General features: G+C 43.6%; 16 protein-coding genes. 5 read left to right on the top strand and 11 right to left on the bottom strand.

What is annotated here, in order from left to right; genetic code table 11:
- Positions 1-23: 23 nt before the first annotated feature.
- The 7 genes from MKY77_RS17500 to MKY77_RS17530 all read right to left on the bottom strand — a co-directional run bounded on the left by MKY77_RS17500 (position 24) and on the right by MKY77_RS17530 (position 7,156).
- On the bottom strand, positions 24-767 hold the full coding sequence (locus MKY77_RS17500; protein WP_339147057.1) for a prepilin peptidase: 744 nt from the start codon (positions 765-767) through the stop codon (positions 24-26).
- Positions 767-1,231 (bottom strand): type II secretion system protein, encoded by a 465-nt coding sequence (locus tag MKY77_RS17505; RefSeq protein ID WP_339147058.1) that lies wholly within the window; start codon positions 1,229-1,231, stop codon positions 767-769. Before MKY77_RS17505 ends, MKY77_RS17500 begins: the two co-directional genes overlap by 1 nt.
- Positions 1,232-1,326: 95 nt before the next feature.
- Complete coding sequence (locus MKY77_RS17510) at positions 1,327-2,535, bottom strand: type II secretion system F family protein (RefSeq protein ID WP_339147059.1); 1,209 nt, start codon at positions 2,533-2,535, stop codon at positions 1,327-1,329.
- On the bottom strand, positions 2,528-3,574 hold the full coding sequence (locus tag MKY77_RS17515; RefSeq protein WP_339147060.1) for a type IV pilus twitching motility protein PilT: 1,047 nt from the start codon (positions 3,572-3,574) through the stop codon (positions 2,528-2,530). The genes MKY77_RS17510 and MKY77_RS17515 overlap by 8 nt, the downstream gene beginning before the upstream one ends.
- Positions 3,575-3,584: 10 nt before the next feature.
- A complete protein-coding gene (locus tag MKY77_RS17520; RefSeq protein ID WP_339147061.1) occupies positions 3,585-5,252 on the bottom strand; it encodes an ATPase, T2SS/T4P/T4SS family in 1,668 nt (555 codons plus the stop codon).
- Between the two features lie 24 nt (positions 5,253-5,276).
- Positions 5,277-6,755 carry a hypothetical protein gene (locus MKY77_RS17525; RefSeq protein WP_339147062.1) on the bottom strand — a complete coding sequence of 493 codons (1,479 nt, stop codon included), beginning with the start codon at positions 6,753-6,755 and terminating at the stop codon, positions 5,277-5,279.
- Between the two features lie 23 nt (positions 6,756-6,778).
- Positions 6,779-7,156 (bottom strand): hypothetical protein, encoded by a 378-nt coding sequence (locus MKY77_RS17530; protein WP_339147063.1) that lies wholly within the window; start codon positions 7,154-7,156, stop codon positions 6,779-6,781.
- A 396-nt stretch (positions 7,157-7,552) separates the two neighbouring features.
- Between MKY77_RS17530 and MKY77_RS17535 the strand changes: the two genes are divergently transcribed.
- Both MKY77_RS17535 and MKY77_RS17540 read left to right on the top strand, forming a co-directional pair.
- The gene (locus tag MKY77_RS17535; protein ID WP_339147064.1) at positions 7,553-7,966 is read left to right on the top strand and encodes a sigma-70 family RNA polymerase sigma factor; all 414 of its coding nucleotides are present in this window, start codon (positions 7,553-7,555) and stop codon (positions 7,964-7,966) included.
- A complete protein-coding gene (locus MKY77_RS17540) occupies positions 7,959-9,098 on the top strand; it encodes an anti sigma factor C-terminal domain-containing protein (protein WP_339147065.1) in 1,140 nt (379 codons plus the stop codon). The genes MKY77_RS17535 and MKY77_RS17540 overlap by 8 nt, the downstream gene beginning before the upstream one ends.
- A 210-nt stretch (positions 9,099-9,308) precedes the next feature.
- Here the strand turns inward: MKY77_RS17540 and MKY77_RS17545 are convergent, their stop codons facing one another.
- Entirely contained in the window at positions 9,309-11,045 is a 1,737-nt protein-coding gene (locus tag MKY77_RS17545) for a sensor domain-containing diguanylate cyclase (RefSeq protein WP_339147066.1), read from the bottom strand.
- A 104-nt stretch (positions 11,046-11,149) separates the two neighbouring features.
- The gene (locus tag MKY77_RS17550; protein ID WP_339147067.1) at positions 11,150-12,445 is read right to left on the bottom strand and encodes a folylpolyglutamate synthase/dihydrofolate synthase family protein; all 1,296 of its coding nucleotides are present in this window, start codon (positions 12,443-12,445) and stop codon (positions 11,150-11,152) included.
- A gap of 294 nt (positions 12,446-12,739) precedes the next feature.
- Between MKY77_RS17550 and MKY77_RS17555 the strand changes: the two genes are divergently transcribed.
- From MKY77_RS17555 to MKY77_RS17565, 3 genes are read left to right on the top strand one after another with little or no spacing between them, the layout of a single operon-like run.
- The gene (locus tag MKY77_RS17555; RefSeq protein WP_339147068.1) at positions 12,740-13,639 is read left to right on the top strand and encodes a RimK family alpha-L-glutamate ligase; all 900 of its coding nucleotides are present in this window, start codon (positions 12,740-12,742) and stop codon (positions 13,637-13,639) included.
- Positions 13,636-14,526: an ATP-grasp domain-containing protein gene (locus MKY77_RS17560; RefSeq protein WP_339147069.1), complete on the top strand. Its 891-nt coding sequence runs from the start codon at positions 13,636-13,638 to the stop codon at positions 14,524-14,526. Before MKY77_RS17555 ends, MKY77_RS17560 begins: the two co-directional genes overlap by 4 nt.
- Positions 14,513-15,847: a Mur ligase family protein gene (locus MKY77_RS17565; protein WP_339147070.1), complete on the top strand. Its 1,335-nt coding sequence runs from the start codon at positions 14,513-14,515 to the stop codon at positions 15,845-15,847. The genes MKY77_RS17560 and MKY77_RS17565 overlap by 14 nt, the downstream gene beginning before the upstream one ends.
- 143 nt (positions 15,848-15,990) lie before the next feature.
- Here MKY77_RS17565 and MKY77_RS17570 read toward each other — a convergent pair whose 3' ends face one another.
- Positions 15,991-16,122 carry a hypothetical protein gene (locus MKY77_RS17570; RefSeq protein ID WP_339147071.1) on the bottom strand — a complete coding sequence of 44 codons (132 nt, stop codon included), beginning with the start codon at positions 16,120-16,122 and terminating at the stop codon, positions 15,991-15,993.
- 116 nt (positions 16,123-16,238) lie between these two features.
- Positions 16,239-18,887 carry a valine--tRNA ligase gene (locus MKY77_RS17575; protein WP_339147072.1) on the bottom strand — a complete coding sequence of 883 codons (2,649 nt, stop codon included), beginning with the start codon at positions 18,885-18,887 and terminating at the stop codon, positions 16,239-16,241.
- Positions 18,888-18,931 lie beyond the last annotated feature (44 nt).

The following is an 18,931-nucleotide window of genomic DNA, read 5'->3' on the forward strand; positions in this document are numbered from 1 at the left end:
AGCTCCTTATGTAAGTTGTTGTACTAGAAGAGTAAGGAAAAATACCAAAATAGTATTTCTTCCCCTTTAAAATAAGTAATCACTGAAGCAAGTGCGATGGATGGACCGAATGGAAACGGCACACCTCTTTTTACTTTTCCAAGTAGCATTCCGATAAGGGCTGCAATCATTCCGATTAATGATGCTAGGAAGAAGGTAAGTATAACAAGCTCCCAACCCAGGACAAACCCCAGTACGGCAAAAAGCTTCACATCTCCCCCACCCATCCCGCCTTTTGAAAGAATGGCAACCAAAAAGGGAATGAAAAATCCAACCGCCAATCCTATTAGATGGTCCGGTATGGTTTGATAGGGAATGAAAAACCGTTCAATGATGAAAAGTCCAAAGAAAAATAGGAGGATCTTGTTCGGAATGAGCATATAATAAAGGTCCGATATAACAATGATAATGAGCATGGAAATAAATGTCCATGCGACAATCAGTTCATAAGTCCATCCCATCAATAGGGGAGCTAGGACAAAAAGCACAGCCGTCAAAAGCTCGAATAATGGATAAATAGGAGACACGGACTTTTGACAGTGCCGACATCTCCCTTTAAGAAATACATATGAAAGGACGGGAACTAAATCTAGCCCCGTCAATGTGGTTTTGCAATTGGTACAATGTGATCTTGGTGTGACTATTGACTCACCCTTTGGTATCCGTAGGCCCACTACGTTGTAGAAGGAGCCTAGGAGGAGGGCGAAGCTAATTATAAAAACCTTCATTACTCAGGTTTAACAGACGATCTACTTAGGCTTGTGACAGAGACTACAGTCTCCGAACCAGCACTTCCAGAATACACTCCATGAGCAGTGTCCTTAGATAGTAACAAAACACCTGTAACAGTGGTCCCTGAAACAACTACATATGAGTTATCAATATCATATGCATCACCATGTGGATGCTTAATATTACTCTCAATTAACCCCGCGCCTTGAAGGGCTCCCAATGTAATTTGATTAGTATCCTCATCAATTATATCTGCATTATTTACAATTGCTAGTTTCCCTGCACTTACCATTTGCTGCGCATTTGCTAAATGGGCATCTTTTTTTGAATTATCTATTATTTTCCCGATACTAGGCACAGCAATCGCAGCAATAATCCCCAAAATAACAACAACAGCAAGTAATTCGATCAATGTTAACCCTTTTTCGTTGCGAAGCATTTTTCTACATTTTTGCAACATCGTAATTTTCCTCCCGTAATGGAAATATGTAGTAATCTATCTACATATAATTCTATTATACTATCTTTCAAATTTCAATAAGATTTTACACGTTTCTACATTTGAATATGGTTAAAAATATCGAACATTGGAACTAGGATTGATGTGACTATAGTCCCGACTATCACAGCGAGCACAACAATCATTAGTGGCTCAATTAAACTTTTCAATCGGTCGGTTGCATAGTCGACTTCTTTTTCATAGAATTCGGCTATTTTGTCCAACATGGTATCAAGTGAACCTGTGCTTTCCCCTATGCTGATCATCTGTGTGACAAGCGGCGGAAAAGCCCAATGCTCTTTCATCGGCCCAGTGAGGGATTCACCTTTTTCTAATTCCATTTTACTACGCGCCAACACTCTCGCAATCACTTCGTTTTCGACAATCTTTTCTACAATGGTGATGGCCTGCAAAATCGGGACTGAACTTGAAAACAATGAACTCAGTGTCCTTGTCAGTCTCGCAATGACAGCCTTCTGCAATAATGGTCCGAAGATTGGCAGACGCAATAACGCATAGTCGATATAATATTTTGTCTGTTTCTGCTTGTTCATCGCCATGATCCCCACTAAGATTCCCCCAAGCAGCAACAGCAATAACCACCAAAAGCTTTGCATCCATTCACTTGCACCAAGTACGAATCTTGTAATCAACGGAAGGTCCGCTCCAAAGTCGCTGAACATCGAAACAAAGGTGGGAACAACTCCCACAAGCAAAAAGATGACTACCCCGATTGCAATGACTCCAAGTACCAACGGATAGGTCAGGGCTGAAACAATTTTCTGCCTTGTCTCATTCTGCTTTTCAAATTGAGTGGCGAGACGGTCCAGGGTATCGTCCAGTGCTCCACTTGCCTCCCCTGCCTTGATCATATTGATGAACATAGTGGAGAAAACCTTAGGGTGCTTGGCAGCCGCTTCTGATAGCGGGTTTCCTTGCTTCAGCTCTTCCTCCACATCAAAAAGCACGCGTTTCAACGCTTTGCTTGATGTCTGTTGGGCCAATACATTGGTTGCTTCCACAACCGATATTCCGGCACGGATCAAAGTGGAAAATTGGCGCAGGAAGATAACGAAGTCCCTCAATTTCACAGGATTTCCGATGGTGATTTCCTTTGTGAAAATGGATTCCGGCACTTCCTCGAGGTTCATCACCCGGATTCCTTTTTCCTTTAGCATTACAATCGCTTCCCGGCGCGAGCTGCTTGTGATGTTTCCTGTCTGTTTGCCGGCTGTGTTCCTGCCGGTATAGGTGAATCTAGGCATGTTGAATCGTCTCCTGTAAGAAGCTCTCGGCAGTTATCCTGCTGATATGGCCTTGTTGAATGAGTTGTTTGATGCTCATTTCCAATGTATGCATGCCAAGCGCCTTGCTTGTTTGCATCACGTTTTGTATTTGATGGATCTTTTCGTTACGAATCAGGTTGGCCACTGCCGGTGTGTTGACAAGTATCTCTGTGGCCACTTTCCTTCCTTGCCTATCAATGGTAGGGAATAGTCTTTGGGACACGATGGAAACGAGAACAGATGCCAACTGAATACGTATCTGTGCTTGTTGTGGGCCTGGGAATACATCAATGATTCGATCGATCGTCGATGGTGCGCTTGTGGTGTGAAGCGTTCCTAAAACAAGATGCCCCGTTTCCGCAGCCGTGATGGCCGTCTGGATGGTTTCTAGGTCTCGTAATTCTCCAACTAAAATGATATCCGGATCCTGCCTCAAGGAAGCACGGAGTCCTGTTGCAAATGTCTTCGTGTCAAAGCCGACCTCACGCTGATCGATCATGCACTGATTATGGCGGTGCAAATACTCAATCGGATCCTCTAGTGTGATGATATGTTTTTTCTGAGATCTATTAATAAAATCAATCATGGATGCAAGGGTCGTGGATTTCCCGCTTCCAGTTGGTCCTGTCACTAGAATAAGTCCCTGCGGTTTGTCCATGAGTGTTTGTAAAATCGAAGGCAGTTGCAGCTCTTCCAGTGATGGGATCCTTGTTGGGATAATCCGTATCGCTATCGCAACAGAGTTTCGCTGTCTGTAGGCATTAACTCGGAAGCGTGAAATTCCAGGAACACTATAGGAAAAGTCCAATTCCCCTTTTTCCTTAAAGCGTTCCCACATGAAATCCGGAATCATCTGTTTAGCAAGTGTTTCAGTGTCTTCAGGTGTTAGAATTTCTTGTCCGTATCGCTTCAGATCGCCATTGATTCGAAATACAGGTGCGACCCCAACAGAAAGATGGATGTCGGAAGCCTTGTATTCGTATGCGGCATGAAGCCAATCATTCATTTTTTCAATCATTGCTCATCACCTACTCTGACAAGGCGACACGCAAGATTTCCTCGGTCGTCGTCAACCCTTGCTTTACTTTTTCCAAGCCGTCATCGATAAGGAAAACGGTATCCTGCTCATATGCCAGTTCCCGAATGGTGGATACGGACTCATTATTCATGATCATTTTTTTCATTTTATCGTTAATGACCAAAAGTTCATGGATGGCAAGACGGCCCTTGTAGCCTGTCATATTACATGTTCCACAGCCCTTCCCTCTTGGCACCTTCTCCACCGTGAGGCCGCGTTTTGCAAAAATTTCGACCTCTCTTTGTGTCGGCTCTTCCATTTTGGCGCAATCACGGCACACTTTTCTGACCAAGCGTTGAGCGAGCACACCATTGATGGAGGAAGCGACAAGGAACGGCTCCACCTTCATATCAATCAATCTTGTAATCGTACTGATAGAATCATTGGTATGTAATGTACTAAGAACAAGGTGGCCTGTCAGGGATGCACGAACGGCCACTTCCGCTGTTTCCCGGTCGCGAATCTCCCCAACCATGATGACATTCGGATCCTGGCGGAGGATGGCACGTAGCCCCTTGGCAAAGGTCATGCCAACATTGGTATTCACTTGGATCTGGTTGATACCTTCAAGTTGGTACTCCACCGGATCCTCCACGGTGATGATGTTGACTTCTTCACTGTTCAAGTGATTAAGGGCGGCATAAAGGGTAGAGGATTTACCAGAACCGGTCGGACCGGTAATCAGGATGATTCCTGTAGGGCGATGGATCAGCTCCAAAAATCGTTCGTTATTTTTTCGGTTGAATCCAAGTTGGGCAATATCATTCAATGCACTGCTCATATCGAGGATACGCATAACGATTTTTTCCCCGAAAACCGTCGGCAGGGTGGAAACACGTACATCAACTGGATGGAAGTCGAAATTGGTCTTGATCCGGCCATCCTGTGGGACACGGTGTTCGGTGATATCCATTTTCCCTAAGATCTTGATCCTCGCTATCAATACGTTTTGTGTATGCTTTGGCAGGGTTCTCTCTGTCCGCAAAACTCCGTCAATTCGATACCGCACGACCACCTTCGTTTCATGCGGATCGATATGGATATCACTTGCCCGCTGTTGCACGGCATTTTGAAGAAGCTGGTTCACAATCCTTACGATCGGAGAATCATCCTCTGTGATACTCTCTTCCTGGACCTTAACTTCTATATTTGGTTCGAAGCCTTCCAACAGTTCATCCATGGAATCGGTCGTTTCATAGTACTTATTGATGGAACGCAGAATATCGTCCTTTGTTGCGATAACAGGCTCCACTTCAAACCCTGTAGAAAGCCGCAAGTCGTCCATCGCAAAAAAGTCCATCGGATCGGCCATGGCGACAAACAGCTTATTCTGTTCTTTTTTTAGCGGAATAATGAGATTTCTTTTTGCAAAATCCTTGGAAATCAAATGGACCAGACTCTCATCAAGTGGATATCGGTACAGACTCACATGTGGAATTCCAAGTTGAAATTCCAGCACTTCTATGAGCTGCTGCTCAGTAATATAGCCTTTCTGAAGCAATACATCGCCTATCTTCTGATCCCGTGCCTTTTCATTTAAAGCGCTTTGTAATTGGCTTTCTGTGATGATCCCAGCATCTACAAGCAGGTCACCAAGTCTCTTTCTAGTTTGAACCATATGGAGATCATCCTTTTACTTCACTTATTTTCCTACAGCCCCTGAACCTGTCCCTGGATTTTTGTTGTCATCGTTATTGCCACTTCCGGTGCCAGGGTTCGTGGTGCTGTTGGAACCACCTGTGTTATTGTTTTCCCCTCCCGTTGTGTTGGTCGGGTTTGTGTTTGGATTAGCGTTCGTGCCCGTATTGGTGTTTGTATTTGTATTGGAACCGGTATTGGTGTTTGTGCTGGTTCCTGTATTGGTATTGGTATTCGTACCTGTGTTTGTCCCTGTGTTGGTGCCAGTATTGATTCCTGTATTCGTACCCGTGTTGGACCCAGGCAGATTAGGGTTGGTATTATCCGCTACAACGGGAGGCTTGGTCAGGGCGTGCAATTCAACGCGCTGGATTGGAGCATAAAAATCTTCGCTGTATATGAGTGTTTCCACCACTTTTCCTGAAGCGTCTGTAGCCGTACGGACCATTTGAATATAGGAGCCGTTTTTACCGGTTTCTTTTACCTGCTTCCCTGTAGAAGGGATCGTCGCAGAGTACTGCACGACCGTTTTAGGTGAGAGTGTCTGCATCTCTGCCTGCTTTACCTCATACACATAAGGCAGTGGGCCACCATTCAGCTCTCCGGATAGAACGTTCGACTCCGCCGATAACGCGATGGTAAAGTCACTGTTATTTGGGTTGGTAATAGTAAAATCCATCTTATCCTTTTGGATGCGTGCTTCATATCCGTTCGAAGCCCAGACAGGCAGTTCCTTGGAAATATGGCGTTCCACGACCGCAAAGTTTGTTGGTGCTATTAACTCGAATAGCATGGATGCAAAGATGCTTGCCGCCTCATCCGATAATTCTATCTCTTCCTTGATCAACCAGTTCTGTACAGAGAATATTTCATTGGCTCTAAGCTTAATCTCTTTTCCGTTCAATGCTGTATTTAATTCCGTTCCTGCTGTCTGTCCGAATAGATTCAATTGTACTTGAAGGGCTGTCTGATTCATCACTTCTTCATCAACAAGATAGTTGGAGAAAGAAAAAGTATGATCCCCTTCTTTCAGTTGGGACGCCACCTCTTCCAGATCCTTTTTCAGTTGTTCCGTATCCATGGCGGAGAAAATGTCACTAGTCTGGGAAAGTGTTTCAATCTGCTCCAGCAGTGTTCCATTCGGAAGTTCCACCTTCAAGTTGTTCTGGGAGCCGTCCACGGCATATTCCACCGATTCGGATATGTAATAGGTGAAGGCTTCTTTAGGGAAGGGCTGTAATTCCCCTGCCCATTCCAAATAAATAGTCCCATTGGTTAACCAATTGCTTTTGGCTGCCTCCATTTTTTCCAGTGCATCTGGCTTGGATGTATTGCTCACTTCTTCATTGGCAATAAGTGTGGCCTCTGCAAATGAATTTGTGTGTGGGAGCCATTGATTGATTACCAGGGTCCCCACCTGGGAAAAACCGAAAATAAAAACTGTACATACGAGCAAAGCAACTAGCAGCTTCAGACTTTGCATCCCGTTCCCTCCAAATAAAAAGCTTATCTTTTTTCTATCAGCTCATCAGACAGTTCTTCAAAAGATGGCTTGCTTTTTGAAGCTGTTGTAGGATGGGCTGATTGGTTAATTCTATTTTCTTGTTCCATTGTCTTCTGTGATTGAATAGTATCTGTTTCTGTTGAAGTGATGAATAATGGTAATCGTTGAAGTAGGATAGCGGTTAGCAGTAGAAGTAGAATCATTGATAGTATGCTATGCCATAGTGTGAGAAGTTCAAATATGTATATTCCTAATACACTGACCAGAAAAGCGATTACTGGAATGACCCATTTTCCTATTTTAGAAAATTTCATCGGAAACAAAAAGAAGATTGCCGTCAGTAAGATTAGTGCCAGTCCGGCAAATAGATAATCCCCCATATCCTCACCGCTTTCTATGTATTTTTAAAGGAAATTGTAGAACGAAGTAAACTATTGTTATTGTATAATAAAGCCAGGTATTTTGAAATAGTAGATTACAAGATAAAACATTTTATTGAAAAAATTGTTTATTCCTCTATTTTTTACTCCTCATAAAATCTACCTGTAGAGAAATTTTAACAAACTCCCTGTTTCCTTTCGTTCCAGGTGTTCGCTTTCCGTGGGGCGGTGCTTGTGCCTCCTCACTGCGTTGCGGGGTCTCAACCTACCGCTACCTCCCTTCGGAGTCTAACACCTTGCTCTCCAGTCAACAGGGTAGAATTTCTTTAAAGTATTTTTTCATTTCCTTGAAACATTTCCATATTTCGGACGTTGTTGTTGTGAAAGGGGGGCCAGATGAGACAGTCCATTGATGATATATACCAAGAACATATGCAGGATATTTTCCGGTACCTCCTTTCTTTGTGCAGGGACCATCACCTTGCGGAAGATCTCGTGCAGGAGACATTTTTGCGTGCGTATTTATATGTGGAGAATTACAAGGGTGAGGACATCAAGCCCTGGCTGTTCCGGATTGCCCATAACGCGTTTATTGATCACTACCGGAAGCACAAGCGTACCGTGTTGAAAGAGCAAGGTTTTTTCCAGAGACTTTTTGGAAAGGGGCATGGAACAGAACAGGAAGTGCTTCTGAAATCAAAGGTTGCAGAGGCCATGGGGGTTACAGATACGTATTTTAAAGTGCTGCTCTACCGCGCCCGCTTAAAAGTGAGACTCATGCAAGGAAAGGAGAACGAAAAAGATGAATGATGATTTTAAAAGAAAACTGGATATGTTTGATAAAGGGGAGATGACTGAGGAAGAAAAAATAGAGTTTGAAAAAGAAATGGATACCCAGGAAAAACAGTGGATGAAGCCCAGTATGGATAAAAATAAACAATGGAAAATATTACGAGCTAGTAAGTGGAAGGCGCGGATTGGCACGGCACTGACCGTAATACCTATTTTACTGCTGGTTATGATGGTTTCCTCTTTCGTTACTAACATATACTATCACGGTTTTTCTACTGGTTTGTCAGAAGACTACACAAGGTCTCAAAAGTTAGCTGACGTCATAAACTTCTCGCAATTAATCACAGACCCTTTTGCAGATAAGTACTCCATTGATACGGAGGTAGGGACATTCTTTAATATGGGGATTACTATGGAGTTAAGAAAGCAAGTCGGAAAAGAATTTTATACTGTTGGAGAAATGGATGTAGATTTTTTGTTTTCTAAAATGGGGGATGTGGAGAAGAAGTATTACGGTAAAGATGAAAATTCCCAAGTACAATTTTTGCATCCATCCTTCCTAAAAGAATATCCATCAGAGTCCACTTCAGAATGGGAAAGACTTGAGATGCTTCCTGAAGGCACAGTTGCTACGGCTTTCATTACCTTTGATGAGATTATGTCTACTGAAAAAGTGTTTGAGCACTTCCAAGGTAAAGACCTCGACTTGATTTGGTTTCCAGTGGATATTCCAAATGATAGAGATAACTATTATCCCATTTCCAACATTGGTTTTCCCAATTATCCCATCTTTCACAGTGAGGATTGGACACTTACTTCACGAGCAGAGGAACGTTCTCTTTTTGGATCAACTATTACGGAAGGTAGGTCTGCACCTGAATATAAAGAAGGGGATACTGAGATGTTGCACAAACAGTTTAAAAAGACACTTCAGTTTCTGAAAGATTATCAAAAGGAATTTAATCAAATTCAAGTGATGCATAATGAAATAAAGCTGAATCATGTTATCAGTTACCTAGAGAAAAATGAAATATCCCATCACGGAGTTGTCATTACCGGACCGACAAAAGAAGTGCTCTCCCTGAAAGAAGATGACTGGATTGGAGCTATTCATATTGACGAAGTCGCCCTTTGGAATTGGAGTAACTAATTGTAAAGGAAAAAACTGAATTTATGGTTATTCTAGCTGGTGATTGAAGCGAAAGGTGAAGCACCCGGGGGGGAAGAAACAGTAGACTTGAGACACCTAAGGCTTGCCGACCGCCCTGCAGAATGCGAAGTCTGACGCTGAGATCACCAGCGCCGTTATTTATATCCCTTCAAAAAAACTCTCGTCATCAATGACGAGAGTTTCCTTTTGTTATGATGTCTTCCGATACTCGGCTACCTTATTCCTTCCAGCCTGCTTCGCCCCGACATACATCGCACGGTCCGCATGGCGTATGAGGTCAAGTGTGTCTTCCGCATCATCCGGAGCGGTCGCAAATCCGATACTTGCTGTTACTTTTACAAGCTGGGAACCTTGCGCATCGCGTATGTGTTGCTTGAGTGGGAATGATCTAGTGGCTAGATGCACCCGTATGCGCTCAGCCAGTTCAAGACATTGTCCCCGCTCCACATTAGGAAGAAGGATGACGAACTCTTCCCCACCATATCTTGCAACCGTCCCCTTATTACCAACAATTGCTGTCAATCGATCGGCTACCTGCATTAGGATCTCATTTCCACTCTGGTGGCCATATATATCATTGATTCTTTTGAAATGATCAAGATCCAGCATGATGAGAGAAAGAGACTTGGATTGTCCATTGTTAAGCTTTTCATACTCATTATCAAGGACACTTTCAAAAAAGCGATAATTATATAGTTTTGTAAGGGCACAGCGTTCGCTTTTTCTTTTTGTTTCTTGATAGTGGCGTGCTTTTTCCATCGCCACCCCAAAATAGGAGCAAAGTATATCGACAATCATCAATTGGGATTTATCGTATGTGCGCTTGGATGAGCTTGCAAGCAATACGAGCCCCTCAATTTTATGATTACGGATGACTGGGACGCACATCACACTTTGCATGGAAGCGGGAAGATGTGTCTTGGAAATATGCTTCCATTCTTTCTTCGTCAAATAACAGACGCTTTTTCCACGTTTTAACACATAGGCCAATAGTTCTTCTTCGTCTGTGAGAAGGATGGTATTGGGCTCCACGCTGTTTTCCTTGTCCATCACACGGAGCACTTTCATGATCTTATCCCCGTTCACGTCAATAATTGCTGCATAATCTACCTTGAAGAGAGTGGAGATTTTCTCTAGGAACACATCCAATACCCCTATTGTATCAAGTCTTTCCGTTAATTGATGGCCGACATCTGCAGCTTGTTGGAGATGAACATTGACCTTTTGACTGGAATGATAGAGTTGCAGAATCAAGGTTAAGATGACGAAGGGCAAACCGACATATAACAAGGCAACTGCTCCCACTTGCTCATAGAGCGTGTAGAGGATTAACCCCACCGGTAAGACCATGATGCTTGTAACGGCATCCCACTTCGTATCAGGAGTGATGAATTTACTTCTTCGCTCATATATAGATAATTGAATAAAATATAAATATACTGTATTAAGGGTGAAATAGACTAATTCATGTGCAAGTATCGGAGTAAGGACGCCGATATTCCATAACCTTGTATCTCCAGGCGTTCCACCTAAAGCATAAAAAACAAAACCAGCTACCAATGATATGCTAGAAAACATCAGCATATTAATGGGAATGCGCACCAAGTTCTGCCTGTTCATCCGCATATACACCATTAAGGCAAGGACCGAGATGAGTGTCACAATCATCTCGATAAATAGACCAAAGGACAGGAGGGCTGCCAGCGAAACTCCTTGCGCCAAAAATAGCGGTACCTCTCCTACCACTATCGGAATCAGGGCAAGTATAATAGCCAAAGCTATAAACCCGACAAGGTGCCAAATTGGCAAATCTTTTAACACTACAGGTGAAAGCTGATATCCTAACCATAAAAAGATGGGGACCAACACGATAAAGCTTGTCCAAATCACCATTTCCTTTTGGCGATTCACTCCCTGAGCTACCAAACTAACCCCTCCCTTCTCTATCCATTTTTCGACGTGCTTTCTCAATAATTAAATATTATCAAATTTTCTAACATTTGTCACAACAAAAATAGGATAAATATCCCTTATCTCTCTTCATCTTTTCGTGTGAGATAAGACCTAGTTTCTGAAATGAAGTAAAGGGAACCTGTAACAAGCAATACGGATTCCTCATTAAGCCTTGATACAGCAGCATCGAGAGCGATTTCCCACACTCTCTCTAATTGTTTTTTTGGATGATGGCTTATATGATAAATATCTTCTGCCCGGGCAGCTCGAGGAAAATGAAAGGAAGTAAAAATAATTTCAGATGCCACCTTTTCCAACTTTTTCACCATGGATTCAATCGGTTTATCTTTAAGCGCACTGAAAAGAACGATTACTGTCCTATTTGAATAGCATCTCTCGACAGAACGCACCAATGCATCCACCGCCTCGTCATTATGTGCCCCATCCATGATGATGAGTGGGTTATGGCTAACCACTTCAAATCTTCCTGGGTGGGTCGCTTTCAATATCCCCCGCTTTAATATTTTTTCCTCATATCGAGCTAATCCCTTTTCCGTCAACGTGAGGTATGCCTTTATTGCAAGTGAAGCGTTAGCCACCTGATGTTCTCCCTGCATCGAAATCCTTATATCACTTATCAACTTATCCTTAGCATGGTACTTAAAGGTCTCTCCTTCCTGCTCCATATCTACTAGTGAATAAGAAAAATCCTCTTCCATAAAACTGATGGGACTTCCGTTTGTCTTTGCTTCTGCCCTGATGACTTCTTTCGCCTCTGCCTTTTGTTCCCCACTAATAACAGGAACCCCTTTTTTGATGATGCCCGCTTTATGAGCGGCTATTTCTTTAATGGTTGTCCCCAAGAAGCCGATATGGTCATAACCTACGTTAGTTATAATGGACAGGACCGGCTTCATCACATTAGTGGAATCCTCCCTACCACCGAGGCCAACCTCGATCAAGGCAAAATCCACCTTCTTCATGCAAGCAAAATAATAAAATGCCGTGGCAGTCTGCAACTCAAACTCGGTCAATCCAACTTCATCAAGACCCTTTTCATTAAATAATTTCATTACTTCCATTAGTTCTGAATCTGTTATGTACTCACCATTCACAGAAATCTGGTCATTTATATACTCATAGGAAGGGGAATGAAACGTCCCGACATTATGGCCTGCCTCAAGTAGCATGCTCTCTAGAAAGCGCAACGTGGATCCCTTGCCATTCGTCCCTCCAATGTGAACTATTTTTATTTGATCCTGAGGATTGCCTACCTTCTCCAAAAAGCGGAGCATTCGCTCCAATCCCAGGTTTATCTCGCTTTTCATCGTGAAACTAATTTCCTTTTGAAGCTCCTTCAATGATGTAAACATATTGCAACTCCTTTTCAACCGACAATTCCTTAGGTAAAATAATGGATGTTACTCATTAATAGGCTCTTTTCGTAAACTTTGTTGCTTTTACGAATTTTTAAACCGTCTGTTATCTTCCCTACTGTCGTGCTCTTTTCCCTGCTGTACTGAAGAAACTACTTGCACCTTATAGAGTCTGATAACAGTAAAAAGTCCGATTGCCTACTTTTTACAAGTAAATAGCAACAATCTTTGAGAAAAGAGCCTATTAATATTGTTATAGCAAACTTTATCATAGAAAACGAGGCCTTTACCATGTCAAAATACCTTTGCTGGATTATTTATAACGGAAACCTTCCTGAAGAGAAATTTATCGAGATGGCTACTTGGATCAATAATGTGGCAATAGAGCATTCCATCGCCAGCAAACTCGTGAAAAACAACCGATTGATACCCGCCATTATCGACGGAAAGCCGGACCTAGTGCGTTCTGAGAGGGAACCCCTTCCGGATTTTATCATTTTTTTTGATAAGGATGTCGTTCTGGCAAAACATCTTGAAATGATGGGCATACCTGTTTACAACAGCGCTGCTAGCATCGAGATTTGTGATAATAAATCACTTACATATCAAGCACTTGCCGGAAAAAACATTCCAATGCCTAAAACACTATTGGCTCCCTTCGTTTTTTATGCCCACGATGACTATCAACCATTTTATCGTGCAAGTGAAGCCCTGGGCTTTCCACTGGTTGTGAAGGAAGCCTATGGTTCTTTCGGCATACAAGTATACCTGATTCATACTATGGAAGAACTTCTCGAGAAAGTGAAGGAAATAGGTAACCGCCCGTTTCTGCTTCAGGAATACATCGCATCAAGCAAAGGAAAGGATATTCGCTTGAATGTCGTGGGTGATCAAGTTGTTGCATCCGTTATGCGAATATCAGAGACAGATTTCCGGGCCAATGTCGGCAATGGTGGTAGGATGATCAAGTATGAACCTACCGCATATGAAAAAGAAATAGCGCTCAAAAGCACGCAGCTTGTGGGTGCGGACTTTGCTGGAGTGGATCTGTTGATTGGAGAAGACGGCTCGCCGCTTGTTTGTGAAATTAACTCCAACGCCCACTTCAAAGCCGTCCACAACTATACCGGGATCAATGTCGCAACCTATATTGTTCCCCATATTATAAAAAAATGGAAAGAGACGAAATGATGAGAAGAAAAGGCTGGCTTATATACGAAGAAGAACACTCCAAAAAGAATGCATCCTTTATCCAATGGTTTATGGAAGAATCCGAAGCATTAAATATAGAGTTGACGTTCCTGCTACAGTCCCAAATATCCTTTGGTGTGCGAGATGGCAAGCTGGAAATAAGGCTTGATGGACTAACCGCTGCCTCTCCCGACTTTGTCATCATGCGAAATGTTACCCCTTTGTTCAGTAAGCATTTGGAACGCATGACCATTCCATGCTTCAATTCCTACCAGGTGGCTTCCATTTGTAATGACAAGGCAAAAACCCATCAATATTTAGCAGGTAAAGGAATCCCGATGCTAGATACTTATTTTGTCACAGCGCATGAACTTACGCATGAAAACCTTCCCGTCCCTTACCCATTTGTGGTGAAGTCGGCAGCAGGCAGAGGTGGAGTCGAGGTGTACTTAATAGAAAATGAGGAGCAGTTGGCAACTATCCGGCAGGAGCTTGCCTCCCTCCCAGTCGTGATCCAACCACTTGCCGCTACACCAGGAAAGGACCTGCGTGTTTATGTTCTCGGCAAACAAATTGTTGCAGCTGTCCTTCGTACCAATGAAAATAGCTTCAAAGCGAATTTCTCTCTTGGTGGCAAAGCTGAGGTTTATACGTTGAATGAAGTAGAGCAACAATTGGTAGAAAAAATCATAGCACAATTTGATTTCGCTCTCGTTGGTGTGGACTTCTTATTTGATAGTGATGGACAGCTCCTCTTCAATGAAATCGAGGATGTCGTCGGCTGTCGGATGCTGTGTCAGACAACCGATATCAATATCGTAAAGCTTTACTTGGAATTTGTTTTGGGGAAGCTTGAGGAAAGCGAGGCAAACGATGAAGTTTTATAACATGCGCGAAGCCCTTTCCTACGTATATGCTTCCTTTCTAAAAGCAAAGCCCCATCAAAAGGAACTAGATGATGCAATCGTCCGCTCCCCACACTTAACGAAGGAGCTGTTGACCAGTTTAAATCTAATCTTCCCAAAAGAGAAGGTCATCCTTGTGACAGGGAGTAAAGGTAAGGGTTCCACATCCAGAATGATTGCCGCCATCCTGCGTCAAAAGGGGTACAATGTCGGCCTCTATACCTCTCCTCACCTTGTAGAATATAACGAACGGATCCGGGTGAACGGGAAAGCCATTTCAGATGAAGCCTTTCTTCAGCATCTTAACAATCAGGTTCCGGCTATAGATAAGATACTGGCTTCGATTGCTACCCCTCAACAATACCTTGGTCCAACAGGTATTCTGCTATCTATTGCACTTGCCCATTTCAAGGAGCAAGAGACAGATATCAATGTCATTGAAATCGGCCGTGGCGGTACTTATGACGATACAAATGTTTTGGAAAACAAATGGGCTGTCATTTCGAAAGTGATGGAAGAACATGTAGGTTACCTGGGAAATTCGCTTGAGGAGATTGTCGGCCATAAAGCCGGGATTGTAAAGGAATGCACGGACCATGTGATGGTTGGAAGTCAAAGTGAACCTGTTAAGCAAATGTTGGGGAGAAAGTTGGGAAGCAATGTTTCTGTTTTTGGAGTAGATTATTCTCCTTCCATCAAGCATGCAAGTTTGAAAGGAAGCTTATTTTCCTTACATACTAAGTTGAGCACATATGAAGATATTTTCCTTCCGTTGCTAGGCTCGTTTCAAGTGGAAAATGCCGCACTCGCTATTCAGACATGTGAAAAGGTAATTGGTAATCAGCTCACAGATGAGTTATTGAATGATTGTTTCCGAGAGTTGAGATGGCCGGGCAGATTGGAAGTGGTGGAAGAACATCCGACCGTCGTGCTGGACGGATCCATCAATCGTGTTTCAGCTGCTTATCTAAAAGAAGTACTCCCACTAGTGGACTCGACGAAAGTTGCCACCATCATAGCGGTCCCGGAAAATAAGGATTATGAAGGTGTCATAGAGGTTTGCAGTGAGTTCTCGGATGTTTTGGTGGTAACCACGCCTGATAACTCCCACAAGACATTTCCATCCGATGCACTTGCCGTTGCCCGTCGATATCATGCAGGGGCGATGGAGGTTGGCTTGCTTTCAGAAGCTGTTCCGCTGGTGCGAAGCTTAGAACCTACTCTCATTTTTATAGTTGGCACTCAGTCGATGATTGGAAGTGCCAAGGAGATTTGGAGGGATTCCTTAATGGATATTGGATAGATTTACGTTTACGCTACGGCATCCTTTTGGTCTTTTGGACCAGGTGAGGGCCGGAGCGTTTTTTGTTGGTTTGGGGGATTGGGGGTTTGAGGATTGGGGTATTAGCGTGCTACTTCTTCCACTTCAGGAAGAGGTTCTATTCTTCACCGGCTCCATTCTACCACTTCAGCATGAATTTCTACCACTTTCGTACAAGGTTCTACCACTTCAGCATGAACTTCTACCACTTCCGCACAAGGTTCTACAACTTCAACAAAAATCAACTCACCACGCATTCTCATACCTCCGTCACCAGTCACCCCCAAAAAAACCCCACTTGCAACAAAAAAATCCCAAGCAACCTCCCCTCATTAAAGGACAGGCTACCCAGGATCTTTTCACCGAAAAGCATTTACCCCTTCAACTCATCAATTCGAGCTTGAACAGCATCACGCTTTTCAACATAATCTTTTTCTTTCGCTTTTTCTTCTTCAATGACATTCGCAGGTGCCTTCGCAATGAATCCTTGGTTGGAAAGCTTCTTCTGAACGCGCTCCACTTCCTTATCAAGCTTCGCAAGCTCCTTGTTTAGACGGGAGATCTCTTCGTCAATGTTGATCAGCCCTTGCAGAGGAAGAATTAATTCCGCACCAGTTACCACTGCTGTCATCGCCTTTTCGCCACCGTCCAATGCAACATCTGTTCCGATCAACAGCTCGCTTGGGTTACAGAAGCGTTCTAGGTAAGAACGGTTTCTTTCAAGTTTCCCTTCAATCTCAGAAGTTTTTGCTTTCACAAGCAATTTAACCTGTTTGCTCATTGGCGTGTTCACTTCTGCACGAACGTTACGAACGCTGCGGATGATGTCCACTAGTAAACGCATATCCGATGCCGCTTCCTTGTCTGTCAATTCATCGCGAACTTCCGGCCATTTTGCAAGCGTGATGGACTCGCCTTCGTGAGGAAGCTGCTGCCAGATTTCCTCTGTGATGAATGGCATAAATGGATGCAACAGGCGCATTGTGTTATCCAATACGTAAGCCAAAATGGAGCGTGTTGTCTTTTTCGCCGCTTCATCTTCGCTGTACAATGGAATTTTCGCCATTTCGATATACCAGTCACAGAAATCATCCCAGATGAAGTTGTAAAGGGCACGGCCCACTTCACCGAACTCATATTTCTCAGCAAGCTTGGTCACTGTCTCAATTGTTTCGTTCAAACGAGTCAGGATCCACTTGTCTGCAACGGACTTCTCGCCGCTCAAATCGATATCCTCGAACTTCATGTCGCCCATGTTCATCAAGGCAAAACGGGATGCGTTCCAGATCTTGTTCGCAAAGTTCCAAGTCGACTCCACCTTTTCATAGCTGAAACGTAGGTCCTGACCTGGTGAGCTTCCTGTAGATAGGAAGTAACGTAGGGAATCCGCTCCGTACTTTTCGATAACTTCCATTGGATCCACACCATTACCAAGGGACTTACTCATTTTACGACCTTGCTCGTCACGAACCAGCCCATGGATGAGAACATCTTTAAATGGACGCTCGCCAGTGAATTCAAGACCTTGGAATATCATACGGGATACCCAGAAGAAAATGATATCATACCCTGTTACTAAGGTACTTGTTGGATAGTAACGTTGGTAGTCCAGTGATTCTGTTTCTGGCCAGCCCATTGTAGAGAACGGCCATAATGCAGAACTGAACCATGTATCAAGTACGTCTGTATCCTGCTCCCAATTTTCGATATCTTCCGGCGGGTTATGATCAACATGGATTTCTCCGGTTTCTTTGTTATACCAAGCCGGAATTCGGTGGCCCCACCATAGCTGACGGGAGATACACCAGTCGCGGATATTTTCCATCCAACGCATGTAAGTGTTCTCAAAGCGGTTTGGTACAAAGTTAACTTTGTCTTCTTGAGACTGAAGGTCAACTGCTTTGTCTGCAAGTGGTTGCATTTTAACGAACCATTGTGTGGAAAGATACGGCTCAACCACCGCTCCGCTTCGCTCACTGTGACCAACAGAATGCATGTGCTCTTCAATTTTGAAAAGGACGCCACTTTCTTGCAAGTCTTTTACAAGCTGCTTACGGCATTCAAAACGATCCATACCATTGTATTTGCCAGCTTTTTCGTTCATACTGCCGTCCTCGTGCATAACAAGGATGCGCTCTAGGTTATGACGGTTTCCGATTTCAAAGTCGTTCGGGTCATGGGCTGGGGTGATTTTCACGGCACCGGAACCGAATTCCATGTCTACATAATCATCGGCAACAATTGGAATTTCACGGCCTGTGATAGGAAGTGTTACCATTTTTCCAATTAAGTGCTTGTAGCGCTCGTCTTCCGGATGAACCGCAACCGCTGTGTCTCCAAGCATTGTTTCAGGACGTGTTGTCGCAATTTCAATGGAACCGGACCCATCTGTTAGAGGGTATCTCATATGATAGAAGGCACCTTGAACATCTTGGTGAATTACCTCGATATCAGAAAGAGCCGTCTTTGTTGCAGGATCCCAGTTGATGATGTATTCGCCACGGTAGATTAAACCTTTTTTATAAAGCGTTACGAACACTTCATTAACTGCTTTGGATAGCCCTTCATCCAAAGTGAAGCGTTCGCGGCTGTAATCCAGGCCAAGACCTAGCTTTGACCATTGCTGGCGGATATGTTGCGCATACTCGTCTTTCCACTTCCACGCTTCTTCCATGAACTTTTCACGGCCAAGTTCATAACGATTGATTCCTTGGTTACGAAGTTTCTCATCAACTTTAGCTTGAGTCGCGATTCCTGCGTGGTCCATTCCAGGTAACCATAGAACATCAAAGCCTTGCATGCGTTTCATGCGCGTGATGATGTCTTGTAGGGTGGTATCCCATGCGTGACCAAGGTGCAGGCGCCCTGTAACGTTTGGTGGCGGGATAACGATTGTGTATGGTGTTTTGTCATGGTCGTTCGTCGCTTCAAAAAAGCGGCCATCCAGCCAGTATTGATAACGATTTTTTTCGATTGTTTGTGGATCGTATTTAGTGGGAAGGTTTACTTCTTTCATTTCCATCCTGATTCCTCCTATTCTCTTATAGAAAATGGTTCTGTATAGCA

It is taken from the genome of Sutcliffiella sp. FSL R7-0096, assembly GCF_038595065.1.
Lineage (GTDB): Bacteria > Bacillota > Bacilli > Bacillales > Bacillaceae_I > Sutcliffiella_A.